We start from the raw sequence: 18,901 nt of genomic DNA on the forward strand, positions 1-18,901 counted from the left end.
GTCCGCGGGCGTGCCGGGAGCGGAGCTCCGGCACGCCCGCCCGGCGCCGGCGCCGGCCCGGACGACGCGCCGTTGGCGCCGCTGCCCGCTGACGCCGCGCCGCCGGGCCGGCGGCCCGCGGGGCCGGGCGTTCGCGCGCCCGGCCCCCCAGATCGTGCATCAGCTGCGCAGAGTCCATTTCTGGCTGCTCGTGCCGGTGCAGGACCACAGCTGGACCTTGGTCCCGTTGGCGGTCCCGAAGTTGGTCGCCTCCATGCACAGGTTGGACTGCACCCCGGTGATGCTGCCGTCGGCGTTGATGTTCCACTGCTGGTTGGTGCCGCCGTTGCAGTCCCAGATGATCACCTTGGTGCCGTTGCTGGTGCCCTGCCCGTTGGCGTCCAGGCACTTGTTGCCGTACACCTGCAGCTGCTTGCCCGAGGTGTAGGTGAAGCGCTGGTTGGTGCCGCTCCCGCAGTCCCAGAGCTGGAGCTGGGTGCCGTTGGTCGTGGTGCTGTTCGGCACGTCGGCGCACCGGTTGGACTGGGTCCCGACGAGCTGCACGTTCGTCCGGGTGTTGCCGCCGCCGGTCTGGGGTCCGGCGGACGCCATCACGGCCTGGGCTCCGGACGGCCAGTTGCCGTTGGTGACCGTCACGTTGTTGTTGACGACGTTGCCGCGGTCGCCGTTGGTCACGTTGGCACTGCCGTTGCTCGACCAGTTGCCGGTGACGGTGAAGTTGCCCATGTTCTCGCCGCCCCAGTAGTTGGCGGTGAGCCAGGTACCGGTGTTGGACAGGACGTTGTTCCTGACGGTGAAGTACTTGGAGCCCTCGTCGAAGTAGACGCCGAAGAAGCCGTTGGTCCGCAGGCAGTAGTTGTCGCTGATCACCGCGCCCGGGTTCCACGACAGCGTGTAGATGCATCCGCCGTCGGTCATCTGCTGCATGACGTCGTGGATGTAGTTGCCGACGAGCTGGTTGTTGGACGCCGTGGTGGCCGTGGTGTAGCGCGGCTGGTAGTTGTACAGGCCGCGGTTGGTGTAGGAGGTGTTGCCACCGGGCTCGTTGGCGCCCCAGCCGTACCCGAGCGACATGCCGCTGTAGGGCATGTTGTAGACCTCGTTGTGGGAGATCGTGGCGCCGGTGACGTAGGTGGGCAGGACCGAGACGACGCCGCGGTAGTCCACGCCGAGGTCGTGGATGCGGTTGTTGCTGACGGTGATGCTCCGGTTGACCATCCGCTGGTCGCTCGGGTGGTGCGCGTCGGCGCGCACGCCGCCGATCACGATGCCGCCGGCCGAGCTGCGGGCGATCTCCGACCGGGTGACCGTGATGTTGCTGGCGCCCAGGCCGACACCGCTGGCGTGGGCGTTGGCGTCGTTTCCGATGCCAACGGCCGTCTGACCGAGGTTGATGAACTGGGAGTCGGTGAAGGTGATGTTGTTGGCGGCGGAGACCTGCACGGCGGCGGGCATCTGGAACCAGTTCGGCCGGGCGGCCTCGAACTGCTGGCAGCCCTCATGGCAGGAGCCGAAGCTGGGCCAGTTCCAGTTGCCGGCGATGTAGGAGCCGGTCTGCTGGTCCACGAAGCCCTGGTTGCTGCTGGGCCCCCGCCAGCTCGTGCCGGAGAAGGTGACCCCGCTGAAGGTGATGTGGTGCGCGGGCGCGTCGTAGGAGCCCCCGACGTTCACCAGGGACTGCAGCACCGGCACTTCCACGCTGAGGTTGCTCACGTTCTGCCCGGCGGGCGGGATGTAGTACAGGACGCCGGTCCCGGTGTTGACGTACCACTCGTTCGCCGCGTCGAGGAACTCGTAGGCGTTCTCCAGGTAGAGCGGGCCCGCCCGGTGCGGGTTGCTGAAGGTGTCGTACCCGAAGTTGTTGTTGTTCCAGGCGGGCTGCTGCATCGTGATGAAGTTCCCGCTGATGCTCTGCACCGGCACGTAGCGGTCGGTGAACGAACCGACGCTCTCCATCTCGACCCGGGTCTGGTTGGCGAGGTTGTTCAGATAGCTCAGAGCGCTGTTGCTGAACCTCATCCCAGTGTTACTGGCGGTGAAGTCGGACCGGTTCACCGTGGTGCGCGCCCGCGTGGCGATGGCGCCGTTGACGTAGAGCTGCCGGGGGTCGACCCCGGTGCCGACGGTGGCCCGCCAGATGTTCTTCCCGGAGTCGGCGAGCGTCCAGCCGGTGGCCGCCCTGGCGCCGCTGATCACGGGACGCGCCGAAGCGGCCGCCTTCCAGATCACCTGATATCCGTTGTTGCCGGAATCGGCGGCGGTGAGCCTCAGCGGTTCGGAGAGCCGGTACACCCCGTCGGCCAGTTCCACGACGATGTCACCGGACATCGAGCCCGTGAGTCCCCGCACCGCTGTCTGCGCGGACGGCAACGAGCACGGCTCGGCTGCGGAGCAACTCGTGCCGGTGCCGGAAGGGGAGGCGTAGAGGGTCGTGGTGGCCGCCGACGCGGGAGAGACCGGCGCGACCAGAGCGACCGCGGCGGTCAGCCCCATTGTGGCGACTCCCGCTAACGCCAGTCTCCGCATCGCACGGTACGACGATTCGAACACAGGACCTCCATATGTGTGGGGGGTGGTCGGCGAAACGTCCTGCAGAAGCCGATCCGGGCGGGTACGGCTCCGGTACTCGCTCAGGCGCCGGGCGAGCGCGGTTGCCCTCACGGCCCTCACTTTCCAGCGACCGGATGGGTGAACTCGACCGTCGGTCCGCGAAACGTAACTCGTATGACGTCTCACGTCAATCATGTTGGGGTATATGCCGTAATCGTCCATGGGGTCGTCCATTCGACGACAGAGCTCGAACCAGGCATCGAGCGGGAGGCCACGAGCGCGCCCGCCGGGCCGCGTCTGCGGCCGGCTCACAGGCGGGCGGGCATACGGGTGGCCCCGGCTCGGGAGCGCAGGCCACGGCACCCCCGCTCGTGGCGAGGGTGCCGCGGCCGCGGCCTCGAGTCAGGCGCGTCGCCGCGCCGTCATCGGGTCAGGAGGCGCTGCAGGAAAGGGTTGGTGTGGCCGCGGTGCCGCCGGCGGTGAAGCCGAACGTGGTGCTGCCGTTGGCCGCGATCGAGCCGTTGTAGGCCTCGTTGCGGACGGTCACGTCGGCTCCGGAGCCGGAGCGGACGCCGTTCCACAGACTGCTGATGGTCTGCCCGCCCGGCCAGGTCCAGCTGACCGTCCAGCCCCCGATGGCGCTGGTGCCGGCGCGGACGGTGACGCTGGACTGGAAGCCTCCGGGCCAGGTGTTGACCGTCTCGATCGTGGCGGCGCACCCACCGGGTACCGGCGTGGGAGTCGGCGTAGGCGTGGGGGTCGGCGTCGGCGTCGGCGTGGGGGTCGGCGTAGGCGTGGGGGTCGGCGTCGGGGTCGGGGTGGGCGTGGGGCTGGGGGACGGGGTGCTGCCGAACTGGGTGAAGAACTTCCACACCTCCCCCTTGGTCCAGGTCGTGATGCCGCTCTCGGAGTAGGTCCCGTCTACCGGACCGGGCATGTGACCGTTGTCGAACGCGGCCCAGACGACCGGATACCCGGCCCGGCACCCCGAGTAGGCGGTGACGATGTGCGTCCGGCTGCCCGAAGCCGGCTCGCGCGGGCTCTGCGGGGTACAGCCGTTGTTCTGGACGAACTTGTCGCGCAGACTCCGCCCCTGGGAGATGTTGAGCACGTTGTCGGTGATGCCGTGCAGCCCCATGTACGCGATGGGCTGGGTGCCGCCGCTGCATCCGCTGAGCTGCGCCCCGGAGAAGACGGCGACCGCGCGGAAGACCGTGGCCCGCGAGCACGCGAGCGAGTAGCTCATGCCGCCGCCGTAGCTGAAACCGGTGGCGAAGCGCTGGGAGGTGTCGACGCAGAGGTCGGCCTCGATCCGCTTGATCATGTCGTCGACGAAGACCACGTCCTCGCCGCCGGAGTTGGCCCAGCCGTTGTTGAAGCCCTGGGGCGCCACGAAGATCGCGCCGTTGTTCGACAGCTGCCTGAGCCCGTAGAAGGACCACGGGTACCCGCTGGTTCCGCCCGAGTCGACATCGTTGGCGGTACCGCCCCGCCAGTGGAACCCGAAGATCAACCGATAGGGGGTGTTGTTGTTGTAGTTGTCGGGGAGCCGCAGGATGTACGAGCGGTTCTTACCGCTGGTCGTGATCGACTGCGTGCCGCTCCTCAGCGTCGGAGTCTTGCCGCATCCCGCGGTCGCCGCGAGGGTTCCCGCGCTCGCTGACGCCTTCGTCGCGCCGAAACTGTCGCTGAGCGCCGCGTGACCCGCGGTCAGGACGAGAAGCGCCGCGGCCGCGACCGCTCCGAAGAGGGTTCTGCGCCGTGACATCAGCCGATTCCTTCCGCGGCTCGAATATCGGCACACCTGAATGGCAAGACCATTTGATTCTCCTTTTTGGGGCGATCTATCGATCGGCCGGCATGCGCGGAGTCCGGTCTGGCGAATACCTGGGCCGCGCGGCGGGCGCTACCGTTATTCCAGGGGGAACTCCGCACGCCCGAAATGGCGAGAACAGCACTCGTGTTAGCGTTAACATGAGAAGACGTCGCGCACTCCTCTCGTCCGGGCGGCTGGACAGACGGTGCAGCGGAGCAAATATGACCGTGACGAGATCTGTCAAGGATGGGCCGCCTCCCCCCGGAGCGCCTGCTCGAAACGATCCATTCCTCCTGCTCGTGACCAGGGAGGCGGCGGACACGTCGCCGAGGCGTCATGATGAAAATTTCACCGGCTTCGCGCGGGCCGGCGGCGAGGTCATCGACCGTTTCACGACGGCCCGCGCACAGGCGAATTCAAGGGCCACCAGCCGAATGGAATGGGCGTGCCGGGAGTCACGGCAAACGCCGGATCGGCGGAATGCCGGAACGCCGGATGCCTCCGCTCGTGCGACCCGCGGCACACGGCCCGTGAAAATTTCACGCCTTCCGGTGGCGTCCATCGATCAACTTATGACGCGTTTTCCGCGATGAGGTGCGAAGCCGGACAGCACCCGTCTGGGATCGTCGTGACATGCCGCGAAGGTGAGTCGTTGACGCCTCTGGCGCTCCGACCTAACGTACGACCTCTGACGTGTGACGTCTGTCGCCTTGGTCATCGGGGAGCCCGAACTCCCGGTCCGGACCCCCGATTCCTCCGCCGGACACCACCAAGCGCCCAGGAGCGTGCGATGCCTTCAGGTGAGACCCCAAGGGCCGGGAGCGCTACGGGCGAACCCGGTAGACCCGCGTCGCCGTCCCCTGGAAGACCTCGTCGCACTCGGCGGCCGACAGCCCGGCGCCGGCGAGCAGGGCCCCCGCGGTCTCGGCCCAGGCGGGCAGCGAGCCCGCGAGCAGGCAGACCGGCCAGTCGGAGCCGAACATGAGACGTCCGGGGCCGAACGCGTCGAGCGCGACGTCGACGTAGGGCTTCAGGGCCTCCGCCTCCCAGTCGTCCCAGGCCGCCTCGGTGATCAGGCCCGAGAGTTTGGCCGTCACGTTGGGCTCCGCGGCGAGCTCACGGATCAGACCGGCCCACGGTTCGAGCTCGCCGGACGCGACCGGCGGTTTGGCCAGGTGGTCCAGGACGAACTCCAGCTCGGGCAGCGCGCGCACGGTCTCGATGGCGGCGGGCAGCTGGTGCGGCACGACGAGCAGGTCGTAGACGAGCCCGGCCTCCGCCACCTGCCGCAGTCCCCCGCGCACGTCCTCCCGGGCGAGCCACCGCGGGTCGGATTCGGCCTGCACCAGGTGCCGGATCCCGCGCAGCAGCTCGCCGCCGGGCGACCGGCCGAGCGCCGCCAGTTCGTCGGACAGGTCGGGCCGGGTCAGGTCGGCCCAGCCCACCACCCCGGCGACGCTGTCCGACCGCGCCGCCAGGGCGAGGAACTCGCGGGTCTCTTCGGCGTCGGGCAGGACCTGAACGAGCACCGAGCGGCCGATCTCCGCCTCGGCCGCGGTGGCGGCGAAGTCGGTGAGGGTGAAGTCACGGTGGATGGGCGCCACCTCCGGGGACTCCAGCCAGGACTGCGGCCGCCGGGACAGGTCCCAGATGTGGTGGTGCGCGTCGATGCGGGTCATAGTGCGTCGAGGGCCTCTCGTGCCAGTTCTCTGAGCGGTCTGCCGGTTGTCGCGGCCAGCTTGGCCAGGTCGTCGTGCTCGGGTTTGACCCCCCACGGCCCGTGCTTCATCCGTACGGTCTGACCGTGCAGTTCCACGGTGCCGACGTTCCTGGGCAGCGCGACCTTCTCGACCACGCTGCGGCGCAGGCCAAGACTTCCGGTCTCGGTGAGGATGAGGTCCTGCAGGGCGCCGGCCAGTTCGTGCGAGGTGAGCACGTGCAGAATGTGCGCGGGACGGCCCTTCTTCATGACCGCGGGCGTGACCCACGCGTCGGCGGCGCCGGCGGCGATGGCCCGCTCGATGACGTACCCGAGGACCTCTCCGGTCACGTCGTCGAGGTTGGTCGTGAGGATGACCTGCGAGTCGCGCCGGGCCGCGGGCTCTCCGAGCATGGCCACGGTCACGTTGGGCCGGTCGGGCAGCTCGCGGCTGCCCGCGCCGTACCCGGTGGCGCGTAGTTCCATCTCCGGGGCCGGCCCGTAGACCGTGGCCACGGCGTGCAGGACGGCGGCGCCGGTCGGGGTGACCGCCTCGCCCGCCGCCCCGCCCCGCACCAGTGCCCCGCGCAGCAGGGCGAGCGTGGCGGGAGCGGGCACGGGCAGCACGCCATGGCGGGTGCGCACGGTGCCCTCGCCCAGCGGAAGCGGCGCGCAATGGACCCGCGTCACGCCGAGGTCGCGCAGCGCCGCCGCGCAGCCGACGATGTCGATCAGCGTGTCGTGCCCGCCGAGCTCGTGCAGGTGCACCTCGGCGGCCGGGACGCCGTGCAGCGCGCCCTCCGCCTCGGCGATCGCGGTCAGCGCCGCCACGGCGGCCGGCAGGCCGGTGCGCTCCGCCATCGCGATCAGCGTCGAGGCGGGACGCTCGGTGGCGTCGTCGTGGACGTCGATCAGGACGCGGGTGGCGATCAACGGGCCGGTGCGCACGCGCTCGGCGGACAGCCGCCACCCGGTCAGGCCGGTCAGATCGACGGCACGCCGGACGGCGTCGAGGGAGGCGCCCGCGTCCAGCAGCGCCGCGAGCAGCATGTCCCCGGCCAGGCCGGTGAACGGGTTGAGGTAGAGGATCACCTCGGCCCCCGGGTGAGGCGGTAGGCGGCGAGCGCGGCGCCGAACCCGGAGTCGATGTTGACCACGGTGATCCCCGCCGCGCACGAGGTGAGCATCGCCAGCAGGGCCGTCACGCCTTCCAGCGCCGCGCCGTAGCCGGTGGAGGTGGGCACCGCGATCACCGGCGTCTCGACCAGGCCGCCCACGACGCTGGCCAGGGCCCCCTCCATCCCGGCGATGACGATCACGCTGTCGGCCGCGCGCAGGTCGTCGGCCGCGGCGAGCACCCGGTGCAAGCCCGCCACCCCCACGTCGCGCACGACCGTCGTGCCCAGGCCGAGGGCGGCGGCGACGGCGGCGGCCTCGGCGGCCACCGGGCCGTCCGCCGTCCCGGCGGTGACCACGGCCACGGTGTGCGCGGCCGGCGGGGCCTCGCGCCAGACCAGCAGCCGGGCGGCCGGCTCGTACCGGCCGCCCGGGACGGACGCGAGCACGGCCTCGGCCGCGCCGGACTCGACGCGCGTCACCAGGACGGGCCCGGTGTTGCGGTCGAGCAGGGTGGTCACGATGCCGGCGATCTCGGTCACCTGCTTGCCCGGGCCGTAGACGATCTCGGGCAGCCCCTGGCGCGCCTCGCGGTCGAGGTCGACGCGCGCGTAACCGAGATCGAAGGCGCCGCTCATGGCGTCAGGTAGGGGATGGTCATCGGCCCCTCCGGCAGGACGCAGACCCGGCCGGGCAGGCCGTGCACGGTGCGGCCGATGTCGCCGGTCTGTTCCAGATGAGCCTCGGCCAGGTCGGCGTCGCTCATGTACGACGTGTGCATGATCACCCGGGCGGTCCGCTGGATGCGGGCCTGGATCTGCACCTGCCACTGGTCGGGCACGGTCTCGGCACGACGCGAGATCTCCTCGAACAGCGCGTCCGGCGAGGCCGCGGAGGTGAGGACCTCGCGGTAGGAGCCGTGGTCGGGGAACCCGTCCTGGCACTCGGCGGCGCAGATGATGGTCCCCCCTGGCTTCACGACCTGGGCGGCGGCGCTCATCCCCTTGACCGACTGGTACAGGTTCTGGTCGAGCGGGAAGCCCGCGTTGGTCGTCACCACCACGTCGAACGGCTCGGCGACCGGACGCATCGCCACCGCGCGAGCGGCCGCCGTGGCGGCGGCGTGCATCTGCGGCAGGTCGCCGCCGAACGCCCGCACGATGCGCTGCTCACGGTCGAGCACGACGTCGAGGGCGAAGGTGACGCCGGTCGCGGCGGCGATGGCGCGGACGTCGTCATGGACGGGGTTGCCCTCGATGACCCCCCAGGTGGCCCGCGGGTCGCCGATGCGGGCCGCGTCGTGCAGGGTGAGCACGGTCTCCAGCGCGGCCAGCCCGGGCGCGACCAGCTTGGGGCCGCCGGAGAACCCGGCGAAGAAGTGCGGCTCCACGAACCCGGTCGTGATCCGCACGTCCGCCTCGGCCCACTCGCGGTTGAGCCAGACCGGGACGTCCTTGCCGTGGCGGCCCATCCAGCGCAACGAGGAGCTGTCGCGGGCGTCGTGGTTGACGATGCGCACGGCGTCCACGACCTCGTCGCCGAACATCTTGCGCAGCTCGTCCGCGCTGTTGCCGCGGTGGGTGCCGGTGGCGACCAGGATCACGACGTCGTCCAGGTCGGTCACCCCGTCCAGCTCGGCGAGGATCGCCGGGATCATCAGGTGCCGGGGCTGCGGCCTGGTGCCGTCGCAGGCCGAGATCGCCACCGTCTGCCCCGGGCGCACCCGCTCGCGCAGCGGCGGCCCCGCGACGGGCTCACGAAGGGCACGCCGCAGCTCGGCCGCCTCGTCCGGGGCGGCCGGCCGGGCCACCGGCGTGATCACCGTGGTCCGGTCGTCCGGCAGGTCCACCACGAGCCCGCCGGTGCCGTACGCGAGGTCAACTCGCATGATCGAGTTCCTCCCACAGTTCCCCGGGCACGGCGGCGGCGGCCAGTTCGAGGTCTTCGCGGACCTCGGCCGCGCTGCGCGCGCCGATCAGGACCGTCGTGACGGCCGGATGCCGCTGGGGGAACCGCAGCGCGGCCGCCGGCAGCGGCACGCCGTACTTCGCGCAGACCCGCTCCAGCTCACGCGCCCGCGTGAGCACCTCGGGAGGAGCCGCGTCGTAGTCGTAGGTCGTCCCGCCGGCCAGGACACCGCTGTTGAACACGCCGCCCGCGATGGCGGCGACGCCGCGCCGCTCGCACGCCGGCAGCAGTTCGACGGCGGCGGACCGGTCGAGCAGCGTGTAACGCCCCGCGACGAGGACCGCGTCGACGTCGGTCTCACGGACGAACCGGGTGAGCATCTCGGCCTGGTTCATGCCGGCGCCGATCGCGCCGATGACACCCTGGTCGCGCAGCTCGGCCAGCGCGGGGTACGCCTCGCCCGCCGCCTGTTCCCAGTGGTCGTCCGGGTCGTGGATGAACACCAGGTCGAACCGGTCGAGCCCGGTGCGCGCCAGGCTGTCCTCCAGCGAGCGCAGGACGCCGTCGCGGCTGTAGTCCCGCACCCGCACGTGGCCCTCCCTGCCGGGGAAGCCGTCCTCCTCGCCCTGACCTGTCACAAGGAGGCGGCCCACCTTCGTGGAGACGATCGCCTTGCCGGTGTTCGCGGGCAGGCCGCGCAGGAAACGACCGAGGCGCTCCTCGGCGAGACCGGTGCCGTAGTGCGGCGCGGTGTCGAAGTACCGGATCCCGCCGTCCCACGCGGCGGCGAGCGCCTCCTGCGCCTGCTCCTCGCTCACCGGCGTGAACAGGCCGCCGAGCGGCGCGGTGCCGAGCCCGTACGGCCCGAGGTCGATCTTCATGACGACACCGGCCGGAGGCGCAGGCCGGACATGCCGCCGTCCACCGCGAGCTCGATGCCGACCGTGGAACCCGAGGCGGGGCTGGCGAGGTAGGCGACGGCCTGGGCGACCTCCTGTGCGCCGACCAGGCGGCCGTGCGGCTGCCGCGCGGACAGCGCGGCCCTCTCGGCGGCCGGATCGGGAGCGGCGTCGAGCAGCCGCCCGATCCACGGGGTGTCCACGGTGCCGGGGGTGACGCAGTTGACGCGGATCCCCTCCCGGATGTGGTCGGCCGCCATCGCGCGGGTCAGCGCGAGCACCGCGCCCTTGGACGCCGAGTACAACGCCCGCTGCTGCAGCCCCGCGGTGGCGGCGATCGAGCAGGTGTTGACGATCGCCGCGTGCGGAGACTCCCGCAGGTACGGCAGGGCCGCCCGCGTGACGCGGGCGATGCCCACCACGTTGAGGTCGAACACGCGCAGCCATTCGGCGTCGTCGTTGTCGGCCACGGTCCCCTGCGCGCCGATGCCCGCGTTGTTCACCAGCACGTCGATGCGGCCGAACCGCTCGGCAACGGCCGTGATCGCGCGCCGTACGGTCGTGTCGTCGGTCACGTCGCAGACGAACTCGGTGTCCTTGAGGTCCAGGACCGCGACCTGTGCGCCCCGCGCGGCCAGTTCGCCGGCGACCGCCTCCCCGATGCCCGAGGCGCCACCGGTGACCACGGCCACCAGCCCCTCGAACTCGCCGCCATTGCCCGCCGGCTCGGTCATCGTTCCTCCTGTGCGGACTCGGCCTCGGGACGACGCCCGTTCATCCTCACGTCCCTGGGGGCGGTGAGTGCTTCGCCCGCTCTCACGCCTGGCCCACCCGCTGACGCTGGCGGCCGAGGCCGTCGATCTCCAGTTCCACGACGTCGCCCTCCCGGAGGTAGGCCTCCGGCCCGCGGCCGAGCGCCACGCCCGCCGGGGTGCCGGTGTTCACCACATCGCCGGCCTCCAGCACCATGAACTGGCTGAGATACCAGATCACGTGGTGCACACCGAAGATCTGGTTCTTGGTGTCGCCGTTCTGGCGCGGCTCTCCGTTGACCCACAGCCGCAGGCCCAGCGCCTGCGGGTCATCGACCTCGTCGGCCGTGACCAGCCAGGGACCGAGCGGGTTGAACGTCTCGCACGACTTGCCCTTGTCCCACTGGCCACCGCGCTCGATCTGGAACTCGCGCTCGGAGACGTCGTTGGCGATCGCGTACCCGGCGATCACCTCCGCCGCCTCCTCCGGCGAGGACAGATAGCGCGCCTCGCGGCCGAGGACCACGGCCAGCTCGACCTCGTAGTCGGTCTTCACACTGCCGCGCGGCACGAGGACCTCGTCGTCGGGGCCGACGAGCGTGTTGGACGCCTTCATGAAGACCACCGGCTCGGCGGGGATCGCGGCCCCGGTCTCCTCCGCGTGGTCGGAGTAGTTCAACCCGATACAAACGATCTTCCCTGGCCTGGCCACCGGCGCGCCGACCCGCTCGTACGGCCCGGCCTCGGGCAGCAGCCCCTCCGCCAGGGCCGCCCGCACCCTCTCGACGCCTCCCGCCTGGAGGAACGCGCCGTCGATGTCCGCCGTCAGCGACGACAGGTCGAACACCTCGCCGCCGGGCCCGAGCACACACGGCCGCTCGCCGCCTGCCGGCCCCACACGCAACAGCTTCACTGACCGCCTTCTTTCATGGGTTCACTGATGGAGGTGGTGGGGGAGCCTGGCAGATTCACCGGGTCGAAGTAAAGCCAGGTCCACGGGTCGCTCTTCCCATCAGGCCTCGTGGCCCCCACGAGGCGCGGACCATACTGTCCGAGCCGCATTCATCGGGTCAATCGCCGCAGAGTTCGCCTGTTCTTCACGGCCGCGCGCGTCCTCGCCGTCGAGGACGCCCGGCCGCCCGCGCCTCGCGGCCGCCCTTGCCGGCCTTGCCGGCCGAGCTTGAGGTGAGAATACGACGCGCCCTAACGCTGCAGGCGCACGGGATCGCCCGGTGCGCTGCGACGGACGAGCCATGCCTCGGTGATGTGCGTGAACATCGCTTCGGCGGCACCTTCAGGATCATGGGCGGCGATGCGTTCGTAGATGCGGCGATGGCCGAGGTTCGATGCCACGCACAAGGCCCGCTCGGTCCTGCCCATGTACCGGGCTATGTTGATGACCTGGCTCTCCAGTGACCGCACCACGCCCCTGGCGATGCGGTTCCCGGACGCCTGCATGATGGTGTCATGGAAGGCGCGGTCATAGTCCGCGTAGATGACATGATCGTCCACGTGCTCGTCCATGCGATCGACCAGCGCACCCATCCGCTCGATGGCGTCCTCGTCCGCCACGCGGGCGGCGAGGTTCGCCATGTCGGACTCAAGGACGCGGCGGGTGACGACGAGGTCGTCGAGTATCGCCAAACTCTCGTCCTCCTCGATGGCCGCCCCGAGGACGAGCTCGTCGAGCATGTCCCACATCGTCGGCGGGGTCACCATCGTGCCCGCTCCTTGACGGACCTGCACGAGCCCCTTCTCTTGAAGGATCTTCACGGCCTCGCGGACGACGGTGCGGCTCACCGAGAAGGTCTCGCACAATGCGGGCTCAGGGGGAAGCGGCGTTCCCGACGGATGAACTCCGCGGACGATGCGCTCCACCAGCTCTGCCGTCACCGCCTTCGCCAGACTGGCCGGTCGTCGTACCCAGGCCGGCTCTTTGCGGGCGACCAGGCCGTCCACCGGTGCCGAGACGCTGCCGGGCGACTCCTGCGATGTCGTCATATCCCCCTCCGGTGACCCGCCGAGGACAAGCGTCACCGGGGCAGTATATGTCATCTGTATTGACGTAAGACGTCATACGAGTTACGTTTCGCGGCAGACGGCCGGGGTGGCTGGCCGCCCTCTGGAGAGTGAACAGCAATGAAGCAGCACACTTTATGGTCGGTCGCCCTGATCGCGGGCTTGGCCCTGGCCGGCTGCGGAAGCGCCGCGCCGACGGGTTCAGGGTCGGAGCCGACATCGGGATCCACCTCCGGGGCCTCGAAGAGCAAGCTCGTGGTCTGGGACTGGAAGTCCAGCGACAAGAACGTGGCTACCTACATCGAAAAGGCGAAGGCCGACTTCGCCAAGAAGCACCCTGATATCACCGTCGAATTCGTCGCCCAGCCGTTCGACCAGTACTACACCCTGCTCGGGGGGGCGATCCAGTCCGGCAAGGGTCCCGACGTCATGCTCTTCAACGGAGGCGGCCAGATCCGCGACCGCGTGAGCGCGCTCCTCCCCTTGGACGAGTACGTCACCGAGGACAAGCAGCGGCTGGCGGGCTGGGACGCGTTCGCCAAGGACGGCAAGACCTACGCCGCTCCGGTGACCTTGCAGGGCCACCCCATCTACTACAACAAGGGGCTCTACGAGAAGGCGGGGCTCGACCCGGCGCAGCCGCCCAAGACGTGGGACGAGTTGATGAGCGCCTGTGCCGCCATCAAGAAGGCCGGCGCCAAGTGCTTCTCGCTCGGCAACAAGGAGGGCTTCGGAATCCAGTTCTGGCTCTCCGGCATCGGCCCCGGCGTCCTGACGCCCAAGGAGTACGACGACTGGATCGCCGGGAAGCGTGACTGGACCTCCCCCAACGTGAAGCAGATCTTCAAGTTGTGGAAGGACGTCAACGACAAGAAGCTGAACAACGACGGGGCCAACTCGACCGCGATGTTCAACGACTCCTTCACGCTCTTCGACTCCGGCAAGGCCGCGAACATCATCGGGCTGATGTCGGACATCGGGCACTGGAAGGACTTCGGGGAGTTCCTCGGCGACAAGGTCGGCGTCATGCAGGCCCCGCTCGTCACCACCGGAGCCGAGCCGGTCCTCCCGTACGACGGCGGCATCGGCTACGCGGTCGCCAAGTGGACCAAGGATCCGAAGTCGGCCTCCGACCTGGTCCGGTCCCTGACGTCGACCGACGCGTTGACCGCCTTCTTCACCGGGGCCGGCGCGATCGCCTCCGACACGACGATCGACGTGTCGCAGGCCCCTCCGGCCGTCGGCACGCTCGTGTCGCAGCTCAAGGCCGGCAAGCCCGCGCTGCACGTCGCGCTCTCCTCCAAGACTCTCGACCTGATGGGCAGACTGTCCCAGCAGCTCCTGAGCGGATCGGCGAGCGTCGACGAGGCGGTGAAGCAGCTTGCCGCTTCCGACCGGGCAGGCTGATCACGTGCCAGTCGGAGGTTCCTCGCCGTTGGTCCGCTCGGCCGAGGCCGAGCGGACCGGCGGTGCGAGGCTCGAAGGGCGAGCACGCCGCGGCGGCGCCGGAACGCACGCGCGGCGCACCTCCCGCGCCGGGGCGCTCGCCGAACGCTTCGCCCCCCTGGTCCTGCTGGCCCCGGCCGTACTGATCATCGTGGTGCTGCGGCTGTACCCGCTGATCCTGGGCGTCAACTTCTCCTTCACGGGCGACGGTGAGCGCAACGGGACGGCGGTCGGCTTCGACAACTACCTGCTGCTGCTCGACGACCCGTTGTTCCGCACCGCGCTGGGCAACGTCGGACTGCTGGTGGTGCTGCTTCCCGTGGCGGTGGCCATCCCCGGTCTGCTCGCGACGTTCATCTACCTGCGCGTGCCGGGGAACCGGGTCTACCGCAGCGTCTACTTCTTCCCTGCCGTCCTGTCACCGGTGATCGTCGGCGCCATCTTCAACCTGATCCTCGCCTTCGACGGTCCGTTGAACGCCCTTCTCGGGACGATCGGACTCGGCCCGGTCGACTGGCTCGGCGATCCGAACGTGGCCATGTTCACCGTGGTCGGCGTGCACATCTGGGCGACGTTCGGGATGGCCCTGGTCGTGTTCCTCGCCGGATTCTCCACCCTGGACTCCGCTCTCCTGGACGCCGCCAAGGTGGACGGCGCGACGCTTCCCCAGACCATCTGGCACGTGATCATCCCGAGTCTGTCGCGCACCATCCAGTTCGTCTTCGTGACCACCATGATCGGGATGCTGACGTCCATGTTCGGCCTGCTGTACGTCATGACCGCCGGCGGCCCGGAGGGTTCGACCTACCTGCCGGAGTTCTACATCTGGATCCAGCAGGGACGGATGAACGCCCCGGCGCTCGCCTCGGCGGCCTCGACGGTTCTGTTCCTCATCATGCTCGTGGTGGGACTCGCCCAGATGAGCGTGCTGCGCCGCGCGGGGAGGGAGAGCTGATGGCCGGCAAGCGCCTGGGCAAGTGGGTGGCCGCCGTTCCGATGGCGGCCCTCGCCCTCGCGACGATCTACCCCATGGTGTTCACCGTCAACGTCGCCATGAAGACCCGGCGGGAGTACATCCTCGACCGGTTCTCCCCGGTGACCTCCCTGCAGGCCGACAACATCTCCGGCGCGTGGAACACCGTCGGCATGGCACGCTACTTCGCCAACTCGGTCGTGGTGGTGGGGCTCTCGGTCTTCTTCCTGTTGCTCTTCGGGTCGATGGCCGGCTTCGCGCTGAGCCAGTTGCGGTTCCGCGGCTCCAAGGCGCTCTTCCTGGGCTGCCTCGCGGCACTGTTCATCCCGTTCCAGGTGATCATGGTGCCGCTCGCCCGCGTCATGGCGGACACCGGTCTCATCGACACCTACCCGGGACTGATCCTGGCCTACGTGGCGCAGTTCCTGCCGTTCACCATCTTCCTGATGACCAGCCACTACAGGACGATCCCCGCGGAGATCGTCCACGCGGCCAGAATCGACGGGAACACCACCTACGGCGTCTACCGGCGGATCATGATCCCGCTGGGTGTCCCGGCCCTGTTGTCGGTCGGCATCCTCGATACCTTGTTCTGCTGGAACGACGTGCTCATCTCCCTGGTGATGATGCCGTCGGCCGAGCATCGCACCCTCATGGTCGGGGTCACCTCGCTCCGCGGCCAGTACTCCGATGACATCCCCACCTTCGCCTCGGGAGTCCTGATCGCCGCGATACCCGTCCTGTTGATCTATCTCTTCCTTCAACGTCAGATCGCCGCCGGTGTCACCGCCGGCTCCACGAAGGGCTGACATGCGGATTTCGGGGTATCGGACTCTGACGACGGTGCATGAATGGGGCCGTCCCGTCGGTGACGCCAATGGCGTGTACACCGACGGGAACGTCTCGGTGCCGATCATCTTGGTGGACACCGATGAAGGCATCACCGGCGTCGGGCTCGGTCCGCACGTGGAACTCGACTCCATATTCGCCGCCATCGAAGGCGAGGACCCGCGCGGTGTGACGGCGCTGTACGACCGCATGCTGCGGCAGACCTTCAAGGCGGGCCACGCGGGCGCGGTGTTCGGCACCATCGGCGCGCTCGACACCGCCCTGTGGGACATCAAGGCACAGGCCGCCGGCGAGCCGCTCTGGCGCCTGCTGGGCGGCCGCGACCGGCGGGTCCCCGCCTACGCGTCGGGCCTGGACATCGGCCTGGACGACGACGAGCTCGTCTCGCTCTACGAGGACTACGCCAAGCACGGTCTGCGGGCGGCCAAGCTCAAGGGCGGCCTCGACATCGAGCGCGACCTGCACCGCCTGACGCTCGTGCGAGAGGTCCTGACCGAGGCCGCGCACGGATCCCGGCCGAGCATGATGCTCGACGTGAACGAGGCCTGGACGCGCAAGCAGGCGGTCCGGCACGTCTGCGAGCTCGAGCGCACCCTGGATCTCACCTGGATCGAGGAGCCCGTCCGGCGGTGGGACGCCGAGGGCCTTTCCGCCGTCAGCGCCGGCGTCCGTGCCTCGGTCGCCAGTGGGGAGAACCTCAGCGGGCTCGAGCAGTTCCGGCCGCTCATCGCCGCGGGCGCCCTGGACATCGTCCAGACGGCGGCCGTCTGGGGCGTCACCCATTTCCTGCGGGTGTCGGCCCTGGCGCACGCCCACGACCTGCCGGTCAGCCCGATCGGCACCACTTCGGTCGGCCTGCTGCACGCCGCGACGTCGGTGCCCAACCACATGGTCAGCGAGCTGCAGGATCTGCGGCCGCCGCGGGGTGTGTCCCTCGACCTGCACATCGAGGACGGCGCGTTCGTCCTCGGGCAGTCGCCGGGCCTGGGCGTCACCATCGACGAGGACGCGATCACGGCGTCCACCCGCCGGCCGGTCGCGTCGGCGGACGGCCCGCACGTGCGTCCCGAGCACGCCGGCCGAAGGCTGCTGTCGGTGGCCCATCATGGTGCGGCGCAACAGCGCCAGCCGACTCCCTGAGGCACCGGCAGGGCGCCGGCACACCTCAAGCCGTGCCACTGCCACTGAGGCACCGGCTCGCCCAAGCCGTGCCCATGAGGCACCGGCTCACCCCCCAACGTCGCGCCGGCCCATGCCCGAGTCGTGCCCGTGCCGGGCTGTCGGACGGGCGTACCCTCGGCCGCGCCATGCCGCCAGGCGATGAAAGTTGCATCATGACGCACCGGGCACACCGTGTGAGCACGCCTGCTGGAAGCGCGGGAAGCCGGCGACGACCGGTGGGGCGACGGCACCCGCGCACACCGCGCCCTTGACGAACCGTCCGCGCGTCGTATTTGCTCCGCTGCACCACCACCACCTTCATACCGCTCGGCGAAGAGGAGCACGCACCCCCGGACAATAATTGTTAGCGCTAACATAATTAGGTGCTTCTCTACGGAGACGCGCCCGGCGACCAGAATCCGTGAACCTGGACGGCACCGCGCCCACGGTCCGCCGTCCCTGTCGCCGATCTCTCGACAGGAAGGTTCCCTGTGCACACCGGCGGCCGCGGCGGCCGGTGCGGTGCTGACCGCGCGGCGACGCGGGTCAGGTGACCGGCGAGCCACGACGCGCCGGATCCCGGCATGCCCCGGACGCGATGCCCTCACTTCGCGACGTTCCGCGATGAGAGAGCGGAAAGCACGGTAGCGCCGGCCTCGCATCACGGGCCGGCCCTCTGGCGTGCCATGGGACCACGGGCTCTCGAACGCCCGTCTCATGCCGGTGGCGGGCCGCACCCGTCCGGCCGCAGATGGGGGGGACGATCGGGGCCGAACCGCCTGAAAGGTTCACGCGTGAGTGTCCGGATGCAGGGCGCGGGCACACAGTGTCAGCCCCTCCACCAGGGTCTTGCCGGTCGCGTCGTCGATCTCGGTGAGCATGGCCGTTTCGATGGCGTCGAGCGAGCGGTGGCAGCGCCGCAGCAGGGACAGCCCCTTGGGGGTGAGGCGGGCGCACAACACCCGGCCGCCGTTCGGATGCGGGTCACGACGGATCAGCTCACGCCGTTCCAGGTCGCGGATGACGAGGTTCATCGCCTGCGGCGTGACGAAGGCGATGCGGGCCAGTTCCGCCGAGGACAACCCATCGCGCATGCGCAGCTCGCTGAGCGCCATGTACGCCGGGGTGGTGACGCCGTGCCGGGAGAGAGCCTCGTCCAGACGAGCCCGGATGCGGCGTTCCAGGCGGAACACCAAATAGCTCAGGCGTGGTGCGGGAGCGGCCGGCTGCGAATCTTGGCGGGCGGTCACCGGACGACCATACCGTGCGGTCGTCGCGTGTAAGTTTCGCGCCCAATATAAAGCGGGTTGATAACAAGTAGCTTGATAAGCAGCCCAAAGACACCGCTGCTCTTCCTGGTCGGCAAGGCCTGTGCGGGCATTACCTTGACCTCCCTTCGGGCCACGCCTACTTTGCATCCGTCGAGCCCGGCTTCCGGCGCCCTCGCGTCGCGGCCCTTTGGCATCGAGCAGAGGATCAACCCGCATACCCAGCAGAGGAGAGCGGATGAAACGGTTCACCGCCTTACTGGCCACTGCGTGCGCAGCGCTGCTGTACGCCGCCGTCGCGCTGGTGTTCCCGCATTACGCCGCCGCGGCCACGCTGACCGAGGTGACCAACTTCGGCGCCAACCCCGGCAACCTGCGCATGCATCTGTACGTACCGGACAACAGACCCACCAACCCGGCCATCGTGCTGGCCATGCACCCCTGT

Annotated in this window: 15 protein-coding genes and 1 pseudogene; 5 read left to right on the forward strand and 11 right to left on the reverse strand. The window is 69.8% G+C overall.

Annotated elements, in window-relative coordinates:
• Positions 1-159 precede the first annotated feature (159 nt).
• From ACFO60_RS20510 to ACFO60_RS20555, 10 genes are all read right to left on the reverse strand, one after another.
• A complete protein-coding gene (locus ACFO60_RS20510) occupies positions 160-2,493 on the reverse strand; it encodes a ricin-type beta-trefoil lectin domain protein (protein WP_380842302.1) in 2,334 nt (777 codons plus the stop codon).
• A 487-nt stretch (positions 2,494-2,980) separates the two neighbouring features.
• Positions 2,981-4,318 carry a CE1 family esterase gene (locus ACFO60_RS20515; RefSeq protein WP_380842304.1) on the reverse strand — a complete coding sequence of 446 codons (1,338 nt, stop codon included), beginning with the start codon at positions 4,316-4,318 and terminating at the stop codon, positions 2,981-2,983.
• 872 nt (positions 4,319-5,190) lie between these two features.
• Positions 5,191-6,045, reverse strand: coding sequence for an amidohydrolase family protein (locus ACFO60_RS20520; protein ID WP_380842306.1), 855 nt, complete (start codon positions 6,043-6,045; stop codon positions 5,191-5,193).
• Positions 6,042-7,157, reverse strand: a complete 1,116-nt coding sequence (gene larC / locus ACFO60_RS20525) for a nickel pincer cofactor biosynthesis protein LarC (RefSeq protein ID WP_380842308.1) — start codon at positions 7,155-7,157, stop codon at positions 6,042-6,044. The genes ACFO60_RS20520 and larC overlap by 4 nt, the downstream gene beginning before the upstream one ends.
• On the reverse strand, positions 7,154-7,819 hold the full coding sequence (gene larB / locus ACFO60_RS20530; protein ID WP_380842310.1) for a nickel pincer cofactor biosynthesis protein LarB: 666 nt from the start codon (positions 7,817-7,819) through the stop codon (positions 7,154-7,156). The genes larC and larB overlap by 4 nt, the downstream gene beginning before the upstream one ends.
• Positions 7,816-9,069 carry a nickel-dependent lactate racemase gene (gene larA, locus ACFO60_RS20535; protein ID WP_380842312.1) on the reverse strand — a complete coding sequence of 418 codons (1,254 nt, stop codon included), beginning with the start codon at positions 9,067-9,069 and terminating at the stop codon, positions 7,816-7,818. Before larA ends, larB begins: the two co-directional genes overlap by 4 nt.
• The gene (locus tag ACFO60_RS20540) at positions 9,059-9,970 is read right to left on the reverse strand and encodes an aldo/keto reductase (protein ID WP_380842314.1); all 912 of its coding nucleotides are present in this window, start codon (positions 9,968-9,970) and stop codon (positions 9,059-9,061) included. The genes larA and ACFO60_RS20540 overlap by 11 nt, the downstream gene beginning before the upstream one ends.
• Positions 9,967-10,722 carry an SDR family NAD(P)-dependent oxidoreductase gene (locus ACFO60_RS20545; protein ID WP_380842316.1) on the reverse strand — a complete coding sequence of 252 codons (756 nt, stop codon included), beginning with the start codon at positions 10,720-10,722 and terminating at the stop codon, positions 9,967-9,969. Before ACFO60_RS20545 ends, ACFO60_RS20540 begins: the two co-directional genes overlap by 4 nt.
• Before the next feature lie 82 nt (positions 10,723-10,804).
• Positions 10,805-11,653 (reverse strand): fumarylacetoacetate hydrolase family protein, encoded by an 849-nt coding sequence (locus tag ACFO60_RS20550; RefSeq protein ID WP_380842318.1) that lies wholly within the window; start codon positions 11,651-11,653, stop codon positions 10,805-10,807.
• Positions 11,654-11,943: 290 nt separating this feature from the next.
• The gene (locus tag ACFO60_RS20555; protein WP_380842320.1) at positions 11,944-12,741 is read right to left on the reverse strand and encodes a FadR/GntR family transcriptional regulator; all 798 of its coding nucleotides are present in this window, start codon (positions 12,739-12,741) and stop codon (positions 11,944-11,946) included.
• A gap of 138 nt (positions 12,742-12,879) precedes the next feature.
• Here ACFO60_RS20555 and ACFO60_RS20560 point away from each other — a divergent pair, with 138 nt between their 5' ends.
• From ACFO60_RS20560 to ACFO60_RS20575, 4 genes are read left to right on the forward strand one after another with little or no spacing between them, the layout of a single operon-like run.
• On the forward strand, positions 12,880-14,166 hold the full coding sequence (locus ACFO60_RS20560; protein ID WP_380842322.1) for an ABC transporter substrate-binding protein: 1,287 nt from the start codon (positions 12,880-12,882) through the stop codon (positions 14,164-14,166).
• A 4-nt stretch (positions 14,167-14,170) separates the two neighbouring features.
• Entirely contained in the window at positions 14,171-15,160 is a 990-nt protein-coding gene (locus ACFO60_RS20565; protein WP_380842324.1) for a carbohydrate ABC transporter permease, read from the forward strand.
• The gene (locus ACFO60_RS20570; RefSeq protein WP_380842326.1) at positions 15,160-15,987 is read left to right on the forward strand and encodes a carbohydrate ABC transporter permease; all 828 of its coding nucleotides are present in this window, start codon (positions 15,160-15,162) and stop codon (positions 15,985-15,987) included. The genes ACFO60_RS20565 and ACFO60_RS20570 overlap by 1 nt, the downstream gene beginning before the upstream one ends.
• Before the next feature lie 34 nt (positions 15,988-16,021).
• On the forward strand, positions 16,022-17,167 hold the full coding sequence (locus tag ACFO60_RS20575; RefSeq protein ID WP_380842328.1) for a mandelate racemase/muconate lactonizing enzyme family protein: 1,146 nt from the start codon (positions 16,022-16,024) through the stop codon (positions 17,165-17,167).
• A gap of 809 nt (positions 17,168-17,976) precedes the next feature.
• Here ACFO60_RS20575 and ACFO60_RS20580 read toward each other — a convergent pair.
• The gene (locus tag ACFO60_RS20580; protein ID WP_380842331.1) at positions 17,977-18,438 is read right to left on the reverse strand and encodes a MarR family winged helix-turn-helix transcriptional regulator; all 462 of its coding nucleotides are present in this window, start codon (positions 18,436-18,438) and stop codon (positions 17,977-17,979) included.
• Positions 18,439-18,694: 256 nt separating this feature from the next.
• Here ACFO60_RS20580 and ACFO60_RS20585 point away from each other — a divergent pair.
• Positions 18,695-18,901, forward strand: a pseudogene (locus ACFO60_RS20585) (extracellular catalytic domain type 1 short-chain-length polyhydroxyalkanoate depolymerase); the annotation flags it as partial.

The sequence above is a fragment of the Sphaerisporangium dianthi genome (assembly GCF_042654065.1).
In the GTDB taxonomy this organism is placed as follows: Bacteria; Actinomycetota; Actinomycetes; order Streptosporangiales; family Streptosporangiaceae; genus Sphaerisporangium; species Sphaerisporangium dianthi.